Raw genomic sequence first — 22,843 nt, forward strand, 5'->3', positions numbered from 1 at the left:
TGCCCAGCGGGTGAAACTTGCCTGAATGTGCCGTATTATGGGCCGGGATCCTGCAGGCGGTCCGCTTGGCGTGAGAACAGCGATGCGGGGCTGGACGATACGTAAGCCCGTGGACCAACTAATACCAGCACGGTGTGCGGCAATCGGTGATAATGGTGGATCGACAAAAAGAATGGGTGCCCATCGCGATAGGCGAGTAGCGATATGTTTAGCAGCATACCAGCCCCTGTCCCATGCAGTACCGCCGCAGATCACGACGAGCCCCTCCCACTCTCCATGCTGAGATGCTCGGGAATTTATCATGGATGGTGTCCCTCCAAGGAGCAGCATAGTTCCTGTCCTTCAGCTTCAAGACAGATGTTATGGATAAAGGCAGTTTCTCTTATTTCCTTTGGCTTTCAGTGCCTCACCTGAAACACACTATTTTAAGCCTGGCCATCAAACCGGATGCTTCACCATAATCTATCAAATGCTGGCTGGGATGACACTACATTGGCGTCAACGAGATTGAAACCGACGCAAGGCCAAAAACCATGAGAAAATCTATGATATTGTTGAGCCCTGTTGGTTTTCTCCATAAAACTTTAGGGATGCCAAGCGTCCTGAAACCGTTGCGAAGGAAAAAAATACATCCCTTGCGGCCAGATTAGGTATTAATATCGTATCCCCACAGTAGCTTGGAGCTAGATTTCTAGACACAGCAAAAAGATCATAATCAACGTGCATTTGGGCTACCCCCATCTTTACACCTAGTCCTTTGCCACAGGGGTTATGCCGGGTAGAGCCGCCGCAGTTTGGAGCGAGCCTGGGCGGTGGTGAAGTGCCAGTGCGCCTTGGCTCTGGCCCCGTTGCGTTGTGGATTTGCTTCGCTTAAGTGGAGAGCGGTTTGTTAGCTATCCGGCCAGCCTTTCGAACTGAACCGGACTGACATAATCGAGTGTCGAATGACGCCGGACGGGATTGTAAAACCCATCGATGTAACGACCAATCGCCTTCTTGGCCTCGGCCCTCGTCTGGAAGACGGTGCGCCAGACCAGTTCGGATTTCAAGGTCTTGAAGAAGGTCTCGACCACGGCATTGTCGAAACAATTGCCTGTCCCGGACATGGAGATCCGGATGCCGTGCTTCCGCAACTCGGCCTGATAGGCTGTCGAGCAATATTGACTGCCGCGGTCCGCGTGATGGGTCAGCCCCTCACCAGGTCTTCGGATCGCCAGAGCCTTGCGCAGCGCCTCCAGCGCCAGCTCCGTGTGGAGGCTGTCACTGACCGCCCAGCCGACCACCCGCCGGGCGAAGAGATCGAGAATCACAGCCAGGGAGAGCCAGCCCTCGTTCGTCCACAGATAGGAGATATCCGCGGCCCACTTCTGGTTCGGGCGCTCGGCCGAGAAGTCCTGCTCGAGCAGGTTGGGCGCGATCGGAAAGGCATGATGACTGTCGGTGGTGCGTTTGAAGCGGCGCTTCTGCCGGGCCTTGAGGCCGTTCTCGCGCATCAACCGAGCCGTCCGGCGTCCCACCGTTAGGCCCTCGTCCTGCAACTCACGAGTCATGCGCGGGCTGCCATAGGTCTCATGCGAGAGGGTGAAGGCCGAGCGAATGTGGGCCAGAAGCACCAGATCCTCGCGCTGGCGCGGGCTGGCTGGACGCGAGCGCCAGGCGAAGTAGCCGCTTTGGCTGACACCGAGAGTCTGGCACAGGCGCGTGACGGGGAAGCTCTCTTTCGCCACATCGATGAACTGAAACTTCATCGACTTCCCTCCTTGGCGAAAAAAGCCGTAGCCTTCTTCAGGATCTCCCGCTCCTGGCGCAGGATCTCGTTCTCGCGCCGCAGCCGCTTCAGCTCGACCGCCATGTCCTCCTGGCGTTCTTCCGGCGGATCGTCGATCTCACGCTCGCGGCGGCGATCGAGCCAGTGGCGCAGGGTCGACAGGCCGACGCCGAGATCAGCGGCAATCGCCCGTCGGCTGCGGCCACTGGTCAAGGCGAGCCGTACAGCCTCATCCTGAAACTCTTTCGTAAAGCGTGTCTGGGGCATGGAGATCCTCCTGCTTCATGAGAGGCTCTCCATCTTTTCGGAGCAAGTCCACTCCGGTCGATGCCGAGGCCGTGGCGGCCTTCTTCAAGGCCCTCGCTCCTGCCGAGCTGGATGCCTTCACGCGAGCGGTGGCGCTCCGGCGCGAGGCGGACGATGCAGCGCTGAAGGCTCAGGCGCAGCAGGTCGAGCGGCTGCGCTACCTGGCGGCGCTGGCCGAACGGCAGTTCGATCAGGTCGATCCGGACAACCGTCTCGTCGCCGCCGAACTCGAGCGGCGCTGGGAGGAGACGTTGCGCGATCTGCGCCAGGCCGAAGCCGCGCTCGCCGACGCTGCGCCGGAAGCCGGCCGCGTCGTCCCGTTCGGCGTCGGCCCCGATCTCCACGCCGCCTTTACCGAGCCGGGCCTTGAGCCGCTCGGTCTCCAGCGCCTCGCTAGCGGCCGGGCGGGCGGCAAGGCTGGCCTCGCCGGCCGCCAGGAAGGCGTCGCGCCAGCCGCTGAGGGTTGCGGCCGTCACGCCCAGCGAGCGCGAGACCGTGTCCAGATCCTCACCGCGCAGCAGGCGCAGAACCGCCTCGCGTTTGCGCTGCCGCGACATGCGCCCGCCACGGCCCAGACCGGCCGCATCCTTCATCATCTCTGTCATCGTCATCACCCTTCTGCGGATCCCGTCCGCTTACAGGGTGTCTCAGGAAACTGTAGGGCAGAGGAGTCTCTATCTGTTCCCGGACCGCCCCACGACCTTGCGCGCGTTCCAAAAGCTCAAAGCCGGCAAGTTGGACCGCCTCTCTCCCGTCACTCGGTTGGCTTGTTGAGGAGGGCAGTAAGATGCGTGATCGAACAAGCTCACGGATCAACCCTGGACGATCATGTCCATCGGTTTGCGCGATTGGGTCAATGCATGAGGATTAGCGCCGATTGGTATTAGGCAGAATTTGTCATTTGTGATCAGACCATCTCAACTGGATTGCGGTCCACGTAACCCAGCCCGGGCGAGCCCCCATGGCCCAGATGCGCTCACGAAAGCTCTGAGCCGCTTCCTCTGCACAGGGATTATGACGCTTTGGGGGGCGGACCCTTTGGAGCGGTGTTGGGATAGACGCGACCCATCTTTGCCCAGGCTTGCTCGGTGGTGAGGTGGCTCGATCCGGCTGATCGCCGCAACCGCCACCCGAACGTGTGTCCCTTTAGCACGGGAATTGGGAGTGGCGAACTGGGAGAGTTGGAGTAACGAACGGCTAGCTCACCGCTCTCGAATGCTCTCATCAAGGCCACGCAGGAGAGGATAAAGGAAGTATGAGATGACGGTCCTGCGACCAACTTGAATTTCCGCCTGAACTGCCATGCCGGGAAGTAAGCGGAAACTATCTGGCAGGTTACGGAGATTGGTGTCGTCAAGGCTCAGTCGAGCCCGGTAGAAAAGCCGATCACTGGACTGAGCGCCGCTCTGTCTCGTGTCAGACGGGAATGAATCCTGACTGATTGTTCTGACCAAGCCAGATACGGTTCCGTGCTTCTGGAACGGAAATGCATCGAGCTTGATTCGAGCTGTATAATTCGGGCTGATATGGCCGATATCCTTAGGCTCGATAAAGACCTCCGCTTCCATTGGCACGTTAAGAGGGACAAGGGTGAACAGCGGTTCTGCTTGACGGACAACAGAACCGACGGACCTTTGGGCGACCTCGAGCACAATAGCATTGGCTGGCGCAATCAAGGTGACGTGGCGCCGGCGTAATTCGGCTTTCTTAAGTTCCTCCGCGGCCTCATTTTGTCTCTCACGTGCTGAAACTAGAGATTCTAGAGTCGTCCGCCGAAAATCCTCCAGGAATTCTTGGCGCTGCAGGTGTGCTTTTTCTAGCTCGTGCTTTGCTTCGATCTGGGAGCCCTGCAAGCGGGTAATCGCCCCCTCAATGTCTAGACGTGCATCGCGCGTCTGTAACAGGTTGAGCTTCGAGCCAGTTTGATGAGCGAGAAGTGTTGCGCGCATGGCTTCAACTTCCTTGATACCCAGAAGCCTGTCGCGGGTGATTTCCTCTTCCTCACGGCTCTTTTGAATGCTTGCTTCCGCTCGAGATATCTCCTCAGTGAGATTCCGCACTCGGCTGTCGCGAAATGCCTTCCGTTGCGCCGCCAGTTCGGCTTCGACTACCTGCCGCGGATTAGATAGGTCCGTAGGCACATAGATGCGGTCCGAGAGTTCCGCCTCAAGCCGGTTAACCATAGCGTCAGCGGTCTCGAGCTTCACTTTCAGCTGATGAACGTCGGCTTCTGTAAATGTTGGGTCGAGTACGGCTAGCGTCTGTCCTGCGGTGACGGACTGGCCGACGGTGACAGTGATGCTTTGTATAACGGAACTCTCAAGCGGCTGAACAACAATATTGGGTTGGGTCGTTATCAGTTTACCTCGGGAGACTGCGACCTCATCGATCTCTGTCAGACAGGCCCATGCGATGCCTGCGCTAATCAGCAGCATAATCAAATAGAGGGTCAGTCTCGCCACCCGAGGTGGCGCGCGTTCCTCGACCTCGATAGCGTCCGGTTGGAACTCCGAGATGAATGCGGGCCGCTTCCGGAGGGAAAGCTGCACGATCTGGGCTCTCGGCTGACTATCACTAGGCTGGTGGCGAGACGTAGTCATGCAGCATGTCTCGTTTGCTGGTTCCAAAGGTGACGGTAGGTTGTGCACGAGGTCAGAAGCTGGTCATGCTGACCCATCGCGACTATATGTCCCCGATCGAAGACCAAAATAGTGTTGGCATCCACCAGCGTTGAGAGCCGATGGGATACGATCAGCACGGTCCTCCCCTCCGCAATTTTGCGTAGGTTCTGACGGATGATCATCTCGCTGTCTGGGTCGAGAGCACTGGTCGCCTCGTCGAGTATCAGCAGCCGTGGGTCGCTGATCAGGGCGCGGGCGATGGCCAGGCGCTGCTTCTGCCCGCCCGACAGATTTTCCGCGTTCTCCTCGAGCAATGTATCGAAACCCCTCGGAAGCCGCTCAATGAATTCATCCGCCCCAGCAGCTCTTGCTGCCCATGCAATCTCTTCGAAGGTTGCAGTCGGCTTCGCGGCGGCGATGTTCTCCCTAATCGTGCCACGAAAGAGGAAGTTGTCCTGTAGCACCACGCCGATAGATTTACGTAGGTGCACAAGATCGATTTCACGAATGTCGTAGCCATCAATCCGCACCAGGCCTTCCTGCACTGAATAAAGCCGCTGGATTAGGCGCGTAATTGTCGTCTTGCCGGACCCGCTGCGGCCCACGATCCCAACGATGCTACCTGGCGCCACTGTGAACGAAACGCCGTCGAGCGCAGGTGATCTTTCGGATTGATACGAGAAAGATACATCCTCGAACTCGATCGCTCCGGAAATTGGAGGACAGAGGCCCCGCTGTATGCCGTCGACCTCTGGCGCGCGGTTCATCACCTCGCCGAGCATGCGAACGGACAGGGAGATCTCTTGGTACTCATGTGCCATGGTCAAAATCTGGACCAAAGGTCCTGACACACGGCCAGCCAACATGTTGAAGGCCACGAGTGCACCAACCGTCAGCTCCTGGTTGAAGACATCAACCGCACCAATCCCGATGATGGCAACGCTCATAAGCTTTTCAAGTAGGCCGGTCACACTCTGGGCTGCGGCCGAAATCTTGTCGACGCTGTATTTCGTCGTAACGACCTGGGCGGATGAATTATCCCAGGTGCGTCGGTGAATCGGTTCCATGGCGAGCGATTTGATGGTGCGCATTCCGTGCATGGCCTCCACGAGGATGGCCTGCCGTTCTCCCTCGGCCTCATAAAGGGCTTGAAGGCGGCGGCGGAAGGGGCCAACGAGAAGTCCGATCATCAATGCGACACAGGCTGTGAAGGCGAGGACAACTAGAGTCAGCTTTACACTGTAGAGGAGCAGAACAGGGATGAAGACCACAAGAGAAAGCCCGTCCAGCATTGTGGTGAACAAGCGACCGGTTAGGAACTCGCGAATACGGCTGGCCTGTTGCATGTGCTGCACCAGAACGCCGGTCGGCACCTGTTCGAAATAAGCCAGCGGCAGATTTAGGAGATGCGCGAAGGTGCGGACAGCCACACGAACGTCAATCCGATTACTCGCATAAAGCAGGAGATAGCGCCTTAAGAATGTAAAGACCGCGTCAAAAACGAGCGCAATCGTCACGCCACCGGCCAGTACATAGAGTGTCGCATAGGCTTCATGCACAAGCACTTTGTCGATGACAAGCTGCGAAAAGATTGGCACCGCCAAGCCCAACCCGTATAGGACCAGAGCTGCTAGCAGAACATCGAACAGAATGCGGCGCTGACGCAAGAGCTCAGGTACGAACCAGAGGAAGCCAAAGGGGCGGTTGAGATCTCGACGAGGGCTTCGGTCGGGTTTGACGAGGACGACCTCGCCTTTCCAGGCCTCGCAGAAATTAGCCTCGGTGAGAGAGATCGGCTCTGGCAGGGCTGCGATCGGGTCCAAAATCAACACCGTGTCCTGGTCGCCAGCCCTTTCCAAACCCAGGACGACGATCCAGTTACCGTTGTGCAGCCGGGCAAGAGCTGGGAAGGCTCCATCCAGGTTCAACAGCGCCTTCCAATCGATGGAGACTCTGCGGGCTCTGAGCCCTGACTCACGGGCCATGCGCAGCAGAAGCTGAGTCGAGATCGGCACCTCACCGAGGGCATAGGTATGGGCGAGGTATTCGGCCGACAGATCGGTGCCGTGGTGGCGTGCAAGGGCGACGAGACAATGTAGACCTGTGGGAATGTGTACAGTCAACGCCGTTCGCTGCTCCGGTTCAGGAGGTAAAGTTGGGTGAGAAGTTACGGCTGCGGGTAGCAAGGTTGGGGGGCGCGGAATCGGCTGGAGCTTGCCCGGTGTCCCCCGAGGCTGCCGAATTCGGCTTGATGGCACCGGCCTCAATGAGCCCCTTGACAACCCGCTGCATCAACTCGACCGAATTGGCGAAGGCATCCACTGGCATCACGATTCGCTGACGGAAGGCCGGTTTTGGGTTGTTATTGGCATCACGCTCAGCGGGCGATAGACTCATCAGATCTATACGAACAATCGGCCCTGTGATCGTAATTTCCGCAATTCCGTCAGAATAGACTTCGTCTTGCATTGGATGGTTTCCCTATGCTGCTGCCGAAGGATTGAAGAGAACGTCGACCCAGTAGTTGCTCTTCTGGTAGGAGTTGGTTGGGAACAGGCTCGAGGTGCCATAAGCGTAGACGCCGTTGCGGCTTGCCGTGGTGTCGGCCAAACCCTTCAAGGGTCCATTGGTCACGTCCGCCGTGAAGAAGTTGCTTGTGGAGGCGTAACGGCTGTTGCTGTGGTAGGAGACCACGTAGGTGGTGTTGGCGTTGATCGCGATCGGGTTGGCGAAGGTGGCGGTTTGCCAGCCGCTGGCTGTCTCATTGGCGAACGTCACCGAGCCCAGGTTAGTGCCCGTGCTCGTCCAAAGCGTGCCGGTATGGGTGCCAGTCTCGTTAGTAGCTTTGTAGAACCGAATCCCGCTCACCGTGCCGGCGCTGGTGGCCTGAAACTTCATTCCAAGCTCCGCCGACTTGTCTGCGACTGACGGTGATGCCGGGGTGGCCGAGGAGCTGAACAGGCTCACTGCTGAGCCTGGCGCGTTGACTGAGAGGCTGACGCTAGCCGAAGCGGCGCCGCCACGCCCATCAGAGATGGCATAGTTGAAGCCTGCTGTGCCAGTATAATCGGCATTGGGTGTGAAGGTGACCTCTCTGCTAGTGGTGTTGTAGGTAACGCTGCCGTTGGTGGCTCCACTGACACCGGAGATGCTCAGTGTATCACCATCCGGATCGTTATCGTTGCCTAGTAACGCCGAGGCGGCAATGGTGATCGCCCTATTGGCAGTGGTAGTGAACCCACTGTCGTTGACCGCCACCGGTTGCTGGTTAACCGTAGAGGGATTGAAGAGAACGTCGACCCAGTAGTTGCTCTTCTGGTAGGAGTTGGTTGGGAACAGGCTCGAGGTGCCATAAGCGTAGACGCCGTTGCGGCTTGCCGTGGTGTCGGCCAAACCCTTCAAGGGTCCATTGGTCACGTCCGCCGTGAAGAAGTTGCTTGTGGAGGCGTAACGGCTGTTGCTGTGGTAGGAGACCACGTAGGTGGTGTTGGCGTTGATCGCGATCGGGTTGGCGAAGGTGGCGGTTTGCCAGCCGCTGGCTGTCTCATTGGCGAACGTCACCGAGCCCAGGTTAGTGCCCGTGCTCGTCCAAAGCGTGCCGGTATGGGTGCCAGTCTCGTTAGTAGCTTTGTAGAACCGAATCCCGCTCACCGTGCCGGCGCTGGTGGCCTGAAACTTCATTCCAAGCTCCGCCGACTTGTCTGCGACTGACGGTGATGCCGGGGTGGCCGAGGAGCTGAACAGGCTCACTGCTGAGCCTGGCGCGTTGACTGAGAGGCTGACGCTAGCCGAAGCGGCGCCGCCACGCCCATCAGAGATGGCATAGTTGAAGCCTGCTGTGCCAGTATAATCGGCATTGGGTGTGAAGGTGACCTCTCTGCTAGTGGTGTTGTAGGTAACGCTGCCGTTGGTGGCTCCACTGACACCGGAGATGCTCAGTGTATCACCATCCGGATCGTTATCGTTGCCTAGTAACGCCGAGGCGGCAATGGTGATCGCCCTATTGGCAGTGGTAGTGAACCCACTGTCGTTGACCGCCACCGGTTGCTGGTTAACCGGAGCTGGCGCGTTGACTGAGAGGCTGACGCTAGCCGAAGCGGCGCCGCCACGCCCATCAGAGATGGCATAGTTGAAGCCTGCTGTGCCAGTATAATCGGCATTGGGTGTGAAGGTGACCTCTCTGCTAGTGGTGTTGTAGGTAACGCTGCCGTTGGTGGCTCCACTGACACCGGAGATGCTCAGTGTATCACCATCCGGATCGTTATCGTTGCCTAGTAACGCCGAGGCGGCAATGGTGATCGCCCTATTGGCAGTGGTAGTGAACCCACTGTCGTTGACCGCCACCGGTTGCTGGTTAACCGTAGAGGGATTGAAGAGAACGTCGACCCAGTAGTTCTCAGCTTTGAAGACGCTGGTCGGGAAGGTACTGGTCAAACCATAGGCATAGACACCCGCATTTGCCGGTGCCGAAAGGGGCCCGTTTGTCACCGAAGAGGCGAAGCCATTTGTAGTCGATGAGTAGTAGCCGCCGGTGTGGTAGGAGACCACGTAGGTGGTGTTGGGCGTGATCGCCACTGGGCTTGAGAAGCTTACCGCCTGCCACCCGTTGCCAGTTTCATTCGTGAAGGTCGCCGATGCCAGCTTGGTGCCAGTGCCCGACCAAAGCGTGCCCGTATGAGTACCCACATTCAGATCGTTCTTGAAGAATCTCACCCCGGTGACGGTACCGGCAACCGAAGACTGGAACTTCATCCCGACTTCAATCGGGTTGCGATCCAGCTGGGCCACACTCGGCGGGCTTGCCGAGGCCGTGAAAAGATTATTGCCTGTCACCGTAACCGTTTGGCCGGCTTTCGGGACCTCCACATTAACGCTGTCGTCGACAGCTCTGGTCCTGATTGTAAACGTGCCGGCAGTATGGGGCACCCAGCTGTAGGTCCAATTCTCATCCCCAGTCACTGGGTGCCAGGTGGCGCCGCTATCAGTCGTGATCTCAACGCCTGCAACAACTCCCCCACCACTATCGGAGGCCGTGCCGCTGATCGTCACAGCTTGACCTACCGTGAGGGCACTGCCGGCACTTGGATTCGTGATGGTTGAAACAGGTTTCGTGGTATCGGTTGATTGGGTCGCCGCCACAAGCCCGGGCTCCAATGTGCCCGGCTCAATGCCCATGTCGGCCAGCAAGTTGACCATAGCCTGCTTGACACGGGGATCAACAGGAGTTGCCTCTAGGTCATGATTTGAGTCGAGGCCCCAGGCCCAGTAGACAGTGCCGGCACCGAAAACCAAAGCACCACTGGGAGCGCGGTAAAGTGTTAGATTATGCTCGGCTGTGCCCGCCCCAGTTCTGGTACCATAATCTCGCAGATACTTGTCCACTGGTAGCGTGGTGGATGACAGCTTGACGAGACCTGCAGGATCAAAGCCGTTATCGGGTGCGGCATCCCATTCGTAGCCGAGATAGTTCTTCGTGAGTGTCGCTGTTTGACCCGGCTGGAGGTCCGCAACACTAGTGTTGCGCCAGAAGCGCAGATTAGCGTCGTCGTACGGGACGGTGATTGCATCAAGCCGGTACGAGTCGACCTGGAACATGGTGCCGGTCAGAGAGTTCTCTGGTTGCCCTGCGCCCACAGAATTTGGTCCGACAAACCGCGGATCTCTCCAGGTTCCGGTCCATTCGTTACTCGGATCAATCGGCCCCGCCCTGGTCTCCTTGTAAGAAACGAGGGTGCGATAATCCTGACTGCCTGTGCTGATGCTGGGCTCCCAGCGCGTCTTCCAGTAGGCTTCATTACCGCTCCAGAAAGCGAGGTTCACGCCAGCATCACGGGCCGCTTCCACGTTGGCGCGCTGTTGGCCTGACCAGTACTCGTCATGGCCGACACTCAGATACATCTTATGGTTCTTAAGCAGGTTGCCGAAGCGGTCAACGTCCACGCCGCTCATGTAGGAGACATCGTAGCCGTTCTTCTCAAGCCACATAAGCGCCGGAAATTCGACACTGAAGATGTAATCCTGCGGGCCTGCAGCGAGGCCGCCGCCGCGGGTTATGATGGGGCGATTGTAGCTGACCTTGTAGGCACGCCCAGGTGATGTATCGCCCCCTGGTCCATTTCCCTGATAAAGGTTCGCACCGCCCCAGTGATTATAGGCCTGCCAAGTCGTGTCTGCCGTCTGAAAAATGACATCGCTGCTGCTGCTGTCGTCGCGAACAATGAATGGAATGTGGTTCTGCCCAGCCGTACCGTCCTGGCGTACGAGCTTGGCAGTGTAGATACCCGATACGGCATCGGCCGGGATGTCCCAGGATGCCGTGACGGCCCAGTTGCCGGCATCAACCAGACCGGTGGTGCTATCGCGCAGCGGTGTGGGCTGGGTTTGGACGCCCGTATGCTGCAGGGTGGCTACCTTGCGAGCGCCCATGCCGCCATAATAGCCGAGGCGGTAGATGTCGATCCGGTAGTTATTCGAGTCAGTGTTGATCTTGAAATCAACCCTGTTGCCGCGGTTAATGCTGATGTCGGTGGCGAAGCCCTCAATATTGGAGCTGCCCGCGCCCGTGATATCCCACTCGCTCTGAGGATTGCCGGGCTTTTGGTTCTCGAGAACGATAGCATTCGGCTCTGGTGCCGTGAGGTCGAAGTTCACCGGCTCGCTAGTAGTGGTCTTGGCTGTAACGGGACCTTTCAGCACCCCGCGCTGTTCAATGTTCCTCGGATCGCGGCCTTCCGCTTCCAGGCCGGGAGGGGTGAGCGGAAGTATCAGTCGTTCGCCTCCAGGCCGGTAAACCTCTCTTGGGGGGAAGTTATTTACAGTGTCAGCAAGAACACGAGATGCTGCCGAGTCTTGCGCTGGCTCTGGCAGTGGGGTTACCGCGAGAGCCGCTGGTTGTGATGGAGTTAACTGTGTGGAGATCGGGTCGGTCAGCACCGATGAGGGATCATGTGCCTCAAGAGGCGCTTGCCCAGCGGCGGAGTCCATAGGATCAAGGTGTCCTGCCGGGAGATCCCACCTGGGTGTGGATGAGGATGGTCCTGTCGTTTCGTCTCCTCCGGCGCGGTCCTGATTTTCAGTCTGAAGAGGGACACGCGCGCCACCATTGGAAGATGCCCCTGCTAATTCCTCCGCATGCAGACCACTAGCAGAGATCCCATTCAGGCCGCCTTCTTGTGCGAACCCAATAAGCGATGTCTCTTCTAGAAACTCGGAACCATCCAAAGAATCCATTCCGTCCGTTTCGGGCTCTGAAATTCTATCACTTGATTGGAGCATGAGAAACTCCCATAGATACGTGACTTCAGGGCAGTGTTAACTACACTTTGTCATCATAATAACTGTTTCAAAAGTCCCATAATCCGGTCCGGTCTGGCACTTAGTAGGTAGATCTCAACGTGCTCCGCGATAACAATACAGTGGCTGAGTGATCTTCCCTGGCAGTGCGAGCGGCATGCCCGCGAACCAGGCATCAAGCCCAATGAGGTTCAGGGCTGCTGCCGTCAGCACGTGCCGGAGATGCGTTTTGGCGAGACCGATATAGCGGGAGCGCCGCAGGTGCAGGACCCGGACGCCCGCCGAAATCGTTCCCTCGATCCCGGCGCGCTGTCGATCCTCCTTTGAGAAGGCAAGCTGCGCCTCGCGCTGGCGAGCCGCCTCCAGCGTCTCGTGTTCCTCGGGTGGTCGCAGTGTGAGAAGGCGCCGGCCGCTTCGGGTACACCGTGACTTCAACGGACAGGGGCGACAGTGGATCGTCGAGAAGCGCACCTTGAAGGCGGTCCGTCCCTGCCAGTAATCAGGAAGCCAACGCCTGCTCGTGTGCGCTGCCGGACAGGTCGCCACTTGCCGATTCTGTTCCCGGCACAGGACCAGGAGGGTGTCGAGCAGGTGTTCTTCCGCGCCTCCCGCCACCAGACAACTGCGGAATTCGCTCAGGACCGAGGCATCGAAGCCAGGGTCGGTCAATTCCAGTCCCAGCAGGTATTTCCAGTCAATGCGGCTGCGACGGCCTCGGCCGCCTGACGGTCAGACAAGTTCTCGGCGAACTGAAGCAAGCTCACCAGCGCCAGCCGCCACGGGCATTCGGTGGGCTGTCTGCAACTCGCGAAGAGAGGCGCGAACTGGGCGTCAGTGGAAATCGTCCCGAGTTGGTCGCATAGGCGCAGATTTGAATTGCCACGCGGGAAGGCGGCATGGGCAACGGCTGCGGTGGAAGCCGGAACATCAGCACACAAGGTCGGGCAGAGTGACATAGAACCCTCCAGAGTTGCAGAATTCAGGTCCTGCAACCCGAATGCCAAGCCTACCTCAAACGCTCCAACCCATTCGCCAGCAGTATCGGGAAAATGGAAAGCACTTTTGTGACCGAGGAGGTTCTCCATGCCTCAACAGCCCCGGCGCTTTACGTAGGAATTGCGGGATGAAGCCGTTCGGCTTCGCAGCTAAACCGCGTCTATTTTGGGAACCGTAGTTCTTCCTCCTTGGGGTCGAGCTGATCCTTGACCCAGAGGCGATCGGCCAGGGCGCATGGATCCTTGTTGATGCGGGTTTCATTTCGGCGCGGTCAGTCATCAGGGCACTCTGCTGACAAAGCAGAGCGCTCTTCCGATCTGCGATTGCCTCGGTGATCTGTTACCTTAGGCGTGGATGGCTATTCTTCTCTGTGGCGGTTGCGGTAGCGGCGCATCAGCACATAGCCACCGGCCAGAAGCAGGAACGGCAGCCCGGCCCCGGCAATCGGTCCAGGAACGCCTTTGCTGCCGCCCTCCGGCTTGCCTCCAGGTTTACTGCCATGAGCGTTCACGAACTCAGAGATCCATTTGACCCCAGCCTCTGCTTGGGACGGAAACGCATAGGAAACGCCCACGGCGCCGAACAACACAGTCCCCGCGACAAGAACACTTGGCCAAGTGCGCATCAAGTTCTCCTATGAGGTCACCTTATCTCAATCGGCCAACAGCGGACCTTAAGGTTTCATCATGCCTCTCAGTCTGATGCGCTGAAACCCACCTATCTGAGGTACCTCCCTGGAGGCTATTAATCTCATAAAAGTAGTTGTCAATCAGCCGAGTGACGCGTTGTTGTTATACTTCCTCAACGCGAGGTGTGGAATGTTAAAGCAAGTCACCTTAGCCACATTGCTTGTGGCGGCAACGGCAACCGTGCCCGCTCTGGCCCATCATAAGGCAGGCCATAGCGGCGGCGGTGGAGGCGGTGGAGGCTCCATAGGCGGCGGCGGAGGCGGCGGTGGTGGAGGCGGTGGCAATAAAGGGGTTCCTGGCCCGATTGCCGGAGCCGGGCTGCCGTTCCTGCTGATCGCAGGCGGCTATGTCTTGGTCCGCCGCTACCGCGCCCGGGGCCAAGCTCAATAGACCGGGCCACATGCTGAACATTGATCGGCTCCCGCGCCCTTTGTCTGCAGACGCGGGAGCCATGATCGTGAATGGACAGGCCGCAGCCACATTTGTCTCCCGCAACGAGCTATTCGCCGGGCTGGCCGTGGTCGGCTTTGCCAATGGCATCAGCGAGAGAGTCAGCCACGCGGTGGCAGACATCGGAATTGTTGCTGCGCTGGTGAGCACTTTCGATATCAGCGCCATTGTCTGGGTTGCCTGGGGCCTTAGCCTCGTGATCCTGCTTCGTAGTCCTATGCAGCCGGTCCGCCGTTCGGATTGGCTTGTGGCCAGTGGCGCTCTTCTCGCCTTCCTCGGGCCAGTCGCACCGCTGAGCTGGCTGGCCCTTGCTGCTTTGGCCATCTACTTGTTGCGGACGTCGCCGCACTCGAGCCTGTTCCACCGCGGTGCCTGGATCCTCCTCACCCTGACGGTACCGATGTTCTGGAGCCGCCTGCTGTTTGCTATCCTCAGCGACACCATCCTGCAGGGTGATGCGCTGCTGGTGGGCTGGCTGGTAGGAACCCCTCGCAGTGGCAATGCAATTCAACTCGCCGATGGCTCCGGCTATCTCTGGATTGCCCCGGCGTGTTCGTCCCTGGCCAACGTGTCGCTGGCGATCCTGTGCTGGGTGACGGTTAACAAGGGTATGGGACGTTCCAGCTCGCTGTGGGATGTCGGGTGGATTGTGCTCGCCTGTGCCGCGGTGGTCGCCATTAACGTCACCCGCATCAGCCTGATCGGGTTTTACCCCGCCTATTTTGACCTGCTCCACGGCCCGGTTGGGGCCACTGTCGCAAGCTGGCTGACCCTGGGGATTGTGATAGCGATCTGCATATTGGCGGTCCGGCGCGATCTTCCGGCTCGAGCCAACTCAGGATCTGCCGTGAAGATCCAACCTGGGCTTGGGATCGGACTTAGTCTGGCGCTGGTGGCGAGCCTGTTTCTCAAGGTTTCAGGCCTGGCGCATCCTACCCCCAGCCCTGCGGTAGACACAGCACCCGTGTTTCCTGATGAGGTCACAACCCTGCTTGAGCAGCAGGGCTTCCACATGAAGCTGCTTACCCCTAAGGACGACTTGCCTTGGGTGGTTGGGACTGCGGGAGATTGCCAAGTTCGAGTGACGAAGGTCGCACCCCAAGGGTGGCAGCAGGGACTGCTGACAGCGTTGGCTCAAGATCAGCACCTCGTGTACCTGTTTGATGGAGCGAGTTACCTGGAGCAGCCGATGATGCGAACGCGGGCTGATTTCTACTGGACCCGGCTGAACCGCTACCTCGGGCGCAAGGCCCCGAGCCGCCCTGTCCTTGCTGTGCTCTCGACTTCAGCCTGTGAGAACCTGCCGTTGCGCGAACTGGCTGACCTGTCTGGATGAAGCCGGTGCAGAATAAGGCCGTGTGTGGACGGCGCCTGCGTGGCAAGAGGGCTCTTGGTGTCTTGACGCTTTGGTCGGGTGCTGTTGGGGTGGACGGCCCCCTTACGGCATCGCTGTGCCAGAATGAGGTCGTTGCCGATCTCAAACACAGGAGACCGTCCATGGACCAGATTATTCGCATCGGAATGGATACGTCAAAGCACGTCTTCCAGCTGCACGGGGTGAATGCCGCCGAGGAGCCAGTCCTGCGCAAGAAGCTGCGGCGCCAGGACCTGATCACCTTCTTTGACAAGCTTCCGCCCACCGTGGTTGCCCTCGAAGCCTGTGGGGGCTCGCATCATTGGGCGCGCCTGTTGCAGTCGTTAGGGCACCAGGTGAAGCTGATCGCGCCGCAACTGGCCAAGCCATACGTCAAGCGTGGCAAGAACGATGCCGCCGATGCCGAGGCCCTGTGCGAGGCGATGAGCCGGCCGACCATGCGCTTCGTGCCGGTTAAGACCCCAGAGCAGCAGGCGGCCCTGATGCTGGTGGGGGTGCGCGATCGGTTGATCCGCCAGCGCACCCAGCTGGTCAACGTGATCCGCGGCTATGCGGCCGAGTTTGGGCTCATTGCCCCAAAGGGACTGTGTCGGATCGAGCCCCTCCTGGAGCGGGTCAAGACCGAAGAGACCTTGCCGGCTCTGGCCCGAGAGCTGTTTGAGATGCAGGCCACAGAATATGCGCGATTGCAGGTCCAATTGGAGGAGGTCGAAGATCGCCTTATGGCTTGGCACCGCGCCCATGAGGGCAGCCGACGCTTGGCTCGGATCCCTGGGGCGGGGCCGATCGGGGCCGCCATGCTGGTGATGAAGACGCCCGCGCCCGAGGCCTTCCGGTCCGCCCGCCACTTTGCCGCCTGGCTCGGCTTGACCCCAAAGGATCATTCGACTGCCGGCAAGGTGCGGCATGGGGTGATCACGCGCGCCGGTGACGAGATCCTGCGCAGCGTGCTGGTGGTCGGCGCTACGGCTGTCATCCGGCAGTTGCGGCGCGGCCAGTGTGCGCCTGCTTCGCTCTGGCTGGTGGAGTTGCTCAAGCGCAAGCCACCAAAGCTGGTCGCCGTAGCGCTGGCCAACAAGATCGCCCGCATTGCCTGGAAGCTGATGGTGACAGGCGAGAGCTACAAAGGCCCCTCGGCCAGACCGGCATCGGCATGCGTAGTTTAGAGATCAGCCCGACATGAGATCCTCTCGAGTGCTCTCATGTTGAACTGGTGTCGGACCTTGCAAGGAAGCGAGCAGATGGTGTGATCGTCGATCCAGACGGTGAGACACTCCGCACATGACTGTGGTCTGGCGAGGCCGCGGTGCTGTTAAAGCGCTTTTGATCTGGACTTGAATCGCTTCGGGTGGTCTGTGCGTTGACTGGGATATGGCCCGGGAGGCAAACCATGCCCCAGCCCTATTCTCCTGATCTGCGTGAGCGTGTTCTTGTCGCCTGTGCGCGTGGCGACCTTCCTCAGGTTGAGATTGCCCGCCGCTTCCAGGTCTGCCCCGCCACCGTCTCGAACTGGCGCCGCCAAGAGCGCGAGGAGGGCCGACGCTGTCCCAAGCCGCACAGCGGCGGCGTGCCCTCGCGCCTGGATGCAGCAGCTCTGGAGGTGCTGCGTCAGCTCGTGGCCGAAGACAATGACGCGCTGCTGCGCGAGTACCGCGAGCGCCTGGCCGAGCGAACGGGCGTGACGGTGTGTCTGGCGGTGATCTGCGAGGCGCTCAAGCGGCTCAAGCTGCGTCCGAAAAAAAGACCCTTCGGGCGGCCGAGCAGGAGCGGCCCGAGATTGCCGCCGAGCGCGAGGCCTATCGCCAGCAGATGAGCGAGCTTCCCGTGGAACGCCTGGTGTTCCTCGATGAGAGCGGAGTGACGACCAAGATGGCCCGCACTCATGCGCGAGCGCCACGTGGGCAACGCGCCTATGGCTCCATCCCGCTCGGCTCGTGGCAGCGGCTGACGGTCTTGGGCGCACTCGCCTGTGAGGGCCTGGTCGCTACGATGAGCATCGAGGCCTCGACCTCGACCTCCGTGCTTTTGGCCTATCTCGAGCAAATCCTGGTACCGGCCCTCAAACGCACCAAGCCGGATGCCATTCTGGTGTTGGACAACCTGCGCCCGCATCGGGCCACAGAAGTGCGAGACCTGCTCGCGCAGGCCGGGATCGGGCTTTTGTACCTGCCGCGCTATTCCCCGGAGTTCAACCCGATCGAGCCCGCCTGGGCCAAGATGAAAGAGCGGCTCAAGGCGAAAGCGCCTCGCACTCTTGAAGCTTTGGAAGCGGAACTCAAACCCGCCCTCGACACCATCACCGCAAAGGATGCCCGAGGCTGGATCAGGCATGCCGGCTATGCCCTACACTGATCCCAAAAGCGCTTTAGGAACTCACAGAGCGGACGCCATCTTGGCCAGCGGTCCTGTGCGACTGCACCAACAGGCCGGACATATGACCGCAAGCGATCCGATCAGAACACTGTCCAACACCCTTGCGAGGCGGGGGCCGGTTCTCTAATCACGGGTCTCCAGTCAAGCGCAAAAAGCTCTGGCACCTTTGCTTCTCCCCGGATCACGGTTCTCTCCGCGGTCGGCACGGGCCGCCGCATCATCGGGTTCAACAGCACGAGCCTTCCAAGGTCCACAACGTGATCAGCTGGTAGATCCAGCTCTCACAGGCCCCGCTTGCGGAATGACCCGTACCCTCGCCCCGAGGAGCAAGCACGGCACCTGGCGCTCACCTCACGATGAATGCCAAGTCAATCTCATCCTTCCCATTCTCATGCGGCAGCCTCCAGTTTGGTCCAGCGGAAGGGCTCACCCGTCCGCCAGATCGCATGCAGAATGACGGCGAGCTTGCGGGCCAGGGCCACCCGGGCCTTGTTGAACCCACTGCGCTGCACCAGCCGCACCGCCCAGGCCTTGAGCGGCGACCAGCGTTGCACCCGAGTCAGCAAGACACCGGCGGCCTCGAACAGATAGGATCGCACCAGTTCGTCACCGCATTTCGAGATGCGGCCGCTCCGGTCGATCTCGCCGGACTGATATCGCCGCGGCGTGAGACCCAAATGAGCTCCGACATTGCGGGACTGCCGAAAGTGGATTTGCTTCAGTTTAGTGGAGAGCGGTTTTGTAACTATCCGGCCAGCCTTTCGAACTGAACCGGACTGACATAATCGAGTGTCGAATGACGCCGGACGGGATTGTAAAACCCATCGATGTAACGACCAATCGCCTTCTTGGCCTCGGCCCTCGTCTGGAAGACGGTGCGCCAGACCAGTTCGGATTTCAAGGTCTTGAAGAAGGTCTCGACCACGGCATTGTCGAAACAATTGCCTGTCCCGGACATGGAGATCCGGATGCCGTGCTTCCGCAACTCGGCCTGATAGGCTGTCGAGCAATATTGACTGCCGCGGTCCGCGTGATGGGTCAGCCCCTCACCTGGCTGCCGGATGACCAGGGCTTTGCGCAGCGCCTCGAGAGCCAGCTCCGTGTGCAGCCGGTCGCTCACCGCCCAGCCGACCACCCGCCGGGCGAAGAGATCGAGGACCACGGCCAGGTAGAGCCAGCCCTCGTTCGTCCACAGATAGGAGAGATACTGTCGGCGAATTCAGAGGGCTGGCGCCAACGCAGCAAAGCGGGTCACGCGCGTCTTGGTGCGCGGCCATCCGTCCAACCAGTGTACGACCCGCAAGACGTTCATCGCAGCCGCCGAACACACTTCCTGGAGGCCGGTCTTCAGGAGCCCGATATACCGGCTCCGGCGCATTCCGAATACCCGCACACCCTGTGAGAGAGTGCCCTCGACGCCAGCCCGGATATGATACCGCTCCTTCCATGTGGGATCGTGCATCCGGGATCGGGCTGCATTCAATGCCTCGTACTCCTGGCGCGTGTGGAAGTAGACGGCGCGGCGGGCTTCCTTCGCGGGCGTGCACAGCGCTCTGACGACGCAGGCTCCACAATCAGAGCGGCTGAACACGGCATTGATGCGCGGGCTTCCATCCTCTCTGCGCGCGACGCGCCACGTCACGGAGACCTTACCCTGTGGGCAGGTTACTTGTTCGCGCTCCCAGTCGATCACGAAGTTGGGCAGATCATATCCCTGTCCCGTGCGGGCCTGCCAGGACGATACGCCCCGCACCGGCCCCTCGAGCGAGATCCCGTGGTCCCGCCGGCTGCTGACCAACAAGGCCGCATCAATGTAGGCCGAGTCCACGTAATGCTCAGAAGGGAGGAGGCCTTTGGCGGCCAGGCACGCATGGATCTCGGCCGTGCTCGTCATGTCCTGCTCCATGGCCGGGCAGGTCTTGACGTGCGTGATCAGGTGCGCGGCATCGTCATCGCAGGTCTCGGTGACGTGGACCTTGTAGCCGGACCACTCCATCTGACGCTTTGTGCAGTAATGCATCTCGGGATCATAGGGCGACTGCAGCCGTTCGCCGACCGGTGGCAGTTCCGCTCCCGCCCGCCAGCGCGGCCGCCCATCGTCCCGTGCGTAATGCACCCGCCACACGTCGCGCAGCGTCTGCACCATCGGCACCGCTCGAGCCGCAGCCGGTGCGCTCGCATCGTCCAAGGCGTCGAGCAGGAAGAACCCGTCCGTGCCAATCTCCAGCGAGAGAGCTTCACGCTTCTCCCGGCTCTTGGGCAGACGATAGTCCTCAATGCGATGTGCATAGCGCTCGAACCACGCCGGCTGAGCGATCACGCGAATCCAGTCCGGAACAACGGCGGCCAGATCATCGAGAGTGGCGCGCAGCGTCTCAGCGACAAGTTCGAGAAGATGGAGGTCATGCACGGCCCCCAACACATGCGTGCTGTCGGTGCGTTGCTTGCCGCGCGCTTTGATCAGACCGCGGGCCTTGAACCGCTCGAGCATGGTGTCCAACAGCAGATGCTCCGCTTGGCCGGCGACAAGGCGGGCCCGAAATTCGGTGAGCACGCTGAAGTGGAACCCGGGATCAGTCAGCTCGAGCCCCAGGGCGTACTTCCAGTCGATCCGGGCCCGGACAGCGTCAGCGGCTTGTCGATCGCTGAGGTGCTCGAGGAACTGGAAGATCGTGATCAAAGCCAGCCGCCACGGCGCAAGGGCGGGTTGCCCCCGGCTCGGGTAGAACCGTCGGAAGTCCTCATCCTGGTAGAGGATGCTAAATTCATCCCGGAGCCGGGCCACAATGTTGCCCTTAGGGAAAGCTGCCCGGGCAACTCGCACGGTCTCGGCCGGGATCTCACCAATCGGCTCGGGATGAAGGCTCATGGATTCCTCCTCTTGCTGAATAGCCAACAGGGAATTCGCCGACAGTATCTAGGAGATATCCGCGGCCCACTTCTGGTTCGGGCGCTCGGCCGAGAAGTCCTGCTCGAGCAGGTTGGGCGCAATAGGAAAGGCGTGGTGGCTGTCGGTGGTGCGCTTGAAGCGGCGCTTCTGCCGGGCCTTGAGGCCGTTCTCGCGCATCAGTCGGGCCGTCCGACGGCGACCGATTGGCAGGCCCTGATCCTGGAGTTCGCGCGTCATCCGTGGGCTGCCATCGGTGCCATGCGACTCTCGAAAGGCGGACCGGACATGGGCGAGCAGCACCCGATCGTCGCGCTGACGCTGGCACGCCGGACGACTTCGCCAGGCAAAGTACCCGCTCTGGCTCACCTCAAGAACCTGGCACAGGCGCTGGTGCGTGTTTCGCGTGATCGTGAGCAGCGATTTCGCGGCACCGTGAGCAACGATTTCAGAGGATCGTGAGCACCTTTTCGGAGGTGCCGGGAGCTTCGGCCGACAACTCAACCGGCTACGGGTGCCTCGTTCAACCCACGAGGAGGCCCGATGCCAACCCAGAGATTGTCGATGCGCCGGATCCGAGAAGTACTTCGTTTAAGACATGTCCAAGGCCTGACCGAGCGCGTCATCGCGCGCACGCTGGGGATCAGCAATGGCGTCGTTCATGGCTACCTGCGCCGCGCCCGTCTGGCAGGGCTGAGCTGGCCGCTGCCGGACGGGCTCGATGACGACGCGCTCGAACTCCTGCTGTTTCCGGCACCATCCTCGGCTCAGACCGATCGGCGCCCGGTCCCCGACTGGGTTTATGTCGAGAAGGAGCTGCGCCGGCGTGGCGTGACGCGCGTGCTGCTCTGGGAGGAATATCGCGCCGCCCATCCCGATGGCTTCGGCTACACCTGGTTCTGCACCACCTACGAGGCCTGGAAGGGGCGCGTTCGCCCAACAATGCGCCAGACCCACAGGGGCGGCGAGAAGGTGTTTGTCGATTTTGCCGGCGACACCATCGACGTCTTCGATCCGCTGACCGGCCAAGCCCATCCCATGAAGCTGTTCGTCGCCGCCATGGGCGCCTCCAACTACACCTATGCCGAGGCCTGCGCGAGCGAGAGCCTGCCGGACTGGATTGCCGTGCACGCCAACCTGTTTGCCTTCCTGGGCGGGGTTCCGAAGTTCGTGATCTGCGACAACCTCAAGGCGGCGGTGACCAATCCCGACCGCTACGATCCCGGCCTCAACCGCACCTATGCCGAGATGGCCGGCCATTACGGCACCGCCATTCTCGCGGCGCGGCCGAGACGCCCGAAGGATAAGGCCAAAGTTGAGGTCGCGGTCCAAATCGCCCAGCGCTGGATCCTGGCCCGGCTGCGCAACCATCGCTTCTTCGCGCTCGCCGAGCTCAATCGCGCCATTCGCAGCCTGGTCGTCGAACTCAACGCCCGCCAGATGCGCGGCTTCGGCTCCAGCCGGGCCGAACTCTTTGCCGAGATCGACCGGCCCCGGCTGGGAGCGCTGCCAGACGAGCCCTACGTCTTCGCCCGCTGGAAGCGCTGCCGCGTCGCGCCGGACTACCATGTCGAGGTCGACGGCCACTGGTACTCCGTGCCCTACCGCCTGATCCGGGAACTCGTCGACGTGCGCCTTGCCGGTGCGACGGTCGAGATCTTCCACAAGGGCCAGCGGGTCGCCAGCCATGCCCGGGCGCCGAACCGGCGCGGCCACACCACCGTTGCCGAGCATATGCCGAGCGCCCATCGCCGCCACGGCCAGTGGACCCCACGAGGCCTGATCGCCGCCGGTGAACGGATTGGGCCCTCCGTCGCGGCTTTCTTCGAGGCGGTGATCGCCGACCGTCCACATCCCGAGCAGGGCTTCCGCACCTGCCTCGGCATCCTGTCGCTGGCCAGGAGCTATGGCGACACCCGCGTCGAGGCCGCCTGCCGGCGCGGCCTCCTCATCAAGGCACGCTCCGTCGCCTCGATCCGGTCGATTCTCAAGAATGGCCTCGACCGCGCCGTCGTTGACGAGACGCCCGACCACGAACCCCTGCGCCACGGCAACATCCGCGGCCAGGGTTACTTCCACTGAACC

Annotated in this window: 13 protein-coding genes and 6 pseudogenes; 6 read left to right on the forward strand and 13 right to left on the reverse strand. The window is 60.5% G+C overall.

Annotated elements, in window-relative coordinates:
- Positions 1-893 precede the first annotated feature (893 nt).
- From BB934_RS28600 to BB934_RS28635, 9 genes and pseudogenes are all read right to left on the reverse strand, one after another.
- A protein-coding gene (locus BB934_RS28600; RefSeq protein WP_418294785.1) for an IS3 family transposase occupies positions 894-2,035 on the reverse strand; the annotation gives its coding sequence in 2 pieces (ribosomal slippage) (positions 894-1,777 and positions 1,777-2,035; 1,143 coding nt in all).
- Between the two features lie 389 nt (positions 2,036-2,424).
- Positions 2,425-2,685: pseudogene (locus tag BB934_RS28605) on the reverse strand (helix-turn-helix domain-containing protein); the annotation flags it as partial.
- 591 nt (positions 2,686-3,276) lie between these two features.
- The gene (locus tag BB934_RS28610; RefSeq protein WP_099513374.1) at positions 3,277-4,674 is read right to left on the reverse strand and encodes an HlyD family type I secretion periplasmic adaptor subunit; all 1,398 of its coding nucleotides are present in this window, start codon (positions 4,672-4,674) and stop codon (positions 3,277-3,279) included.
- The gene (locus BB934_RS28615; protein ID WP_099513375.1) at positions 4,671-6,818 is read right to left on the reverse strand and encodes a peptidase domain-containing ABC transporter; all 2,148 of its coding nucleotides are present in this window, start codon (positions 6,816-6,818) and stop codon (positions 4,671-4,673) included. The genes BB934_RS28610 and BB934_RS28615 overlap by 4 nt, the downstream gene beginning before the upstream one ends.
- A 19-nt stretch (positions 6,819-6,837) precedes the next feature.
- Positions 6,838-7,164, reverse strand: coding sequence for a hypothetical protein (locus tag BB934_RS28620; protein WP_099513376.1), 327 nt, complete (start codon positions 7,162-7,164; stop codon positions 6,838-6,840).
- A 12-nt stretch (positions 7,165-7,176) separates the two neighbouring features.
- Entirely contained in the window at positions 7,177-8,376 is a 1,200-nt protein-coding gene (locus tag BB934_RS51465; protein WP_472436442.1) for a DUF4082 domain-containing protein, read from the reverse strand.
- Positions 8,377-8,484: 108 nt separating this feature from the next.
- Positions 8,485-11,394, reverse strand: a pseudogene (locus tag BB934_RS28625) (N,N-dimethylformamidase beta subunit family domain-containing protein); the annotation flags it as partial.
- Positions 11,395-12,084: 690 nt separating this feature from the next.
- Positions 12,085-12,944 (reverse strand): annotated as a pseudogene (locus BB934_RS28630) (transposase).
- 398 nt (positions 12,945-13,342) lie between these two features.
- Complete coding sequence (locus tag BB934_RS28635; protein WP_099513378.1) at positions 13,343-13,609, reverse strand: hypothetical protein; 267 nt, start codon at positions 13,607-13,609, stop codon at positions 13,343-13,345.
- A gap of 193 nt (positions 13,610-13,802) precedes the next feature.
- Here BB934_RS28635 and BB934_RS47440 point away from each other — a divergent pair, with 193 nt between their 5' ends.
- The 5 genes from BB934_RS47440 (at position 13,803) to BB934_RS28660 (ending at position 17,850) form a co-directional block, all read left to right on the forward strand.
- A complete protein-coding gene (locus BB934_RS47440; RefSeq protein ID WP_157934376.1) occupies positions 13,803-14,063 on the forward strand; it encodes a hypothetical protein in 261 nt (86 codons plus the stop codon).
- Between the two features lie 61 nt (positions 14,064-14,124).
- Positions 14,125-15,459, forward strand: coding sequence for a hypothetical protein (locus BB934_RS28645; protein ID WP_157934377.1), 1,335 nt, complete (start codon positions 14,125-14,127; stop codon positions 15,457-15,459).
- A gap of 161 nt (positions 15,460-15,620) precedes the next feature.
- Positions 15,621-16,664: an IS110 family RNA-guided transposase gene (locus BB934_RS28650; RefSeq protein WP_099513380.1), complete on the forward strand. Its 1,044-nt coding sequence runs from the start codon at positions 15,621-15,623 to the stop codon at positions 16,662-16,664.
- Positions 16,665-16,888: 224 nt separating this feature from the next.
- Positions 16,889-17,311, forward strand: coding sequence for a helix-turn-helix domain-containing protein (locus tag BB934_RS28655; RefSeq protein ID WP_099510510.1), 423 nt, complete (start codon positions 16,889-16,891; stop codon positions 17,309-17,311).
- Entirely contained in the window at positions 17,275-17,850 is a 576-nt protein-coding gene (locus tag BB934_RS28660) for an IS630 family transposase (protein ID WP_237050334.1), read from the forward strand. Before BB934_RS28655 ends, BB934_RS28660 begins: the two co-directional genes overlap by 37 nt.
- A gap of 410 nt (positions 17,851-18,260) precedes the next feature.
- Here the strand turns inward: BB934_RS28660 and BB934_RS28665 are convergent.
- From BB934_RS28665 to BB934_RS28680, 4 genes and pseudogenes are all read right to left on the reverse strand, one after another.
- Positions 18,261-18,578: pseudogene (locus BB934_RS28665) on the reverse strand (transposase); the annotation flags it as partial.
- Between the two features lie 38 nt (positions 18,579-18,616).
- Positions 18,617-19,075 (reverse strand): annotated as a pseudogene (locus BB934_RS28670) (IS3 family transposase); the annotation flags it as partial.
- Between the two features lie 15 nt (positions 19,076-19,090).
- Entirely contained in the window at positions 19,091-20,740 is a 1,650-nt protein-coding gene (locus BB934_RS28675) for an IS1182 family transposase (protein WP_099513304.1), read from the reverse strand.
- Between the two features lie 51 nt (positions 20,741-20,791).
- Positions 20,792-21,148: pseudogene (locus BB934_RS28680) on the reverse strand (IS3 family transposase); the annotation flags it as partial.
- Between the two features lie 153 nt (positions 21,149-21,301).
- Between BB934_RS28680 and istA the strand changes: the two are divergent.
- A complete protein-coding gene (gene istA / locus BB934_RS28685; RefSeq protein WP_099509451.1) occupies positions 21,302-22,840 on the forward strand; it encodes an IS21 family transposase in 1,539 nt (512 codons plus the stop codon).
- The last annotated feature ends 3 nt before the right edge of the window (positions 22,841-22,843 follow it).

This window comes from Microvirga ossetica (assembly GCF_002741015.1).
GTDB classification, from domain to species: domain Bacteria; phylum Pseudomonadota; class Alphaproteobacteria; order Rhizobiales; family Beijerinckiaceae; genus Microvirga; species Microvirga ossetica.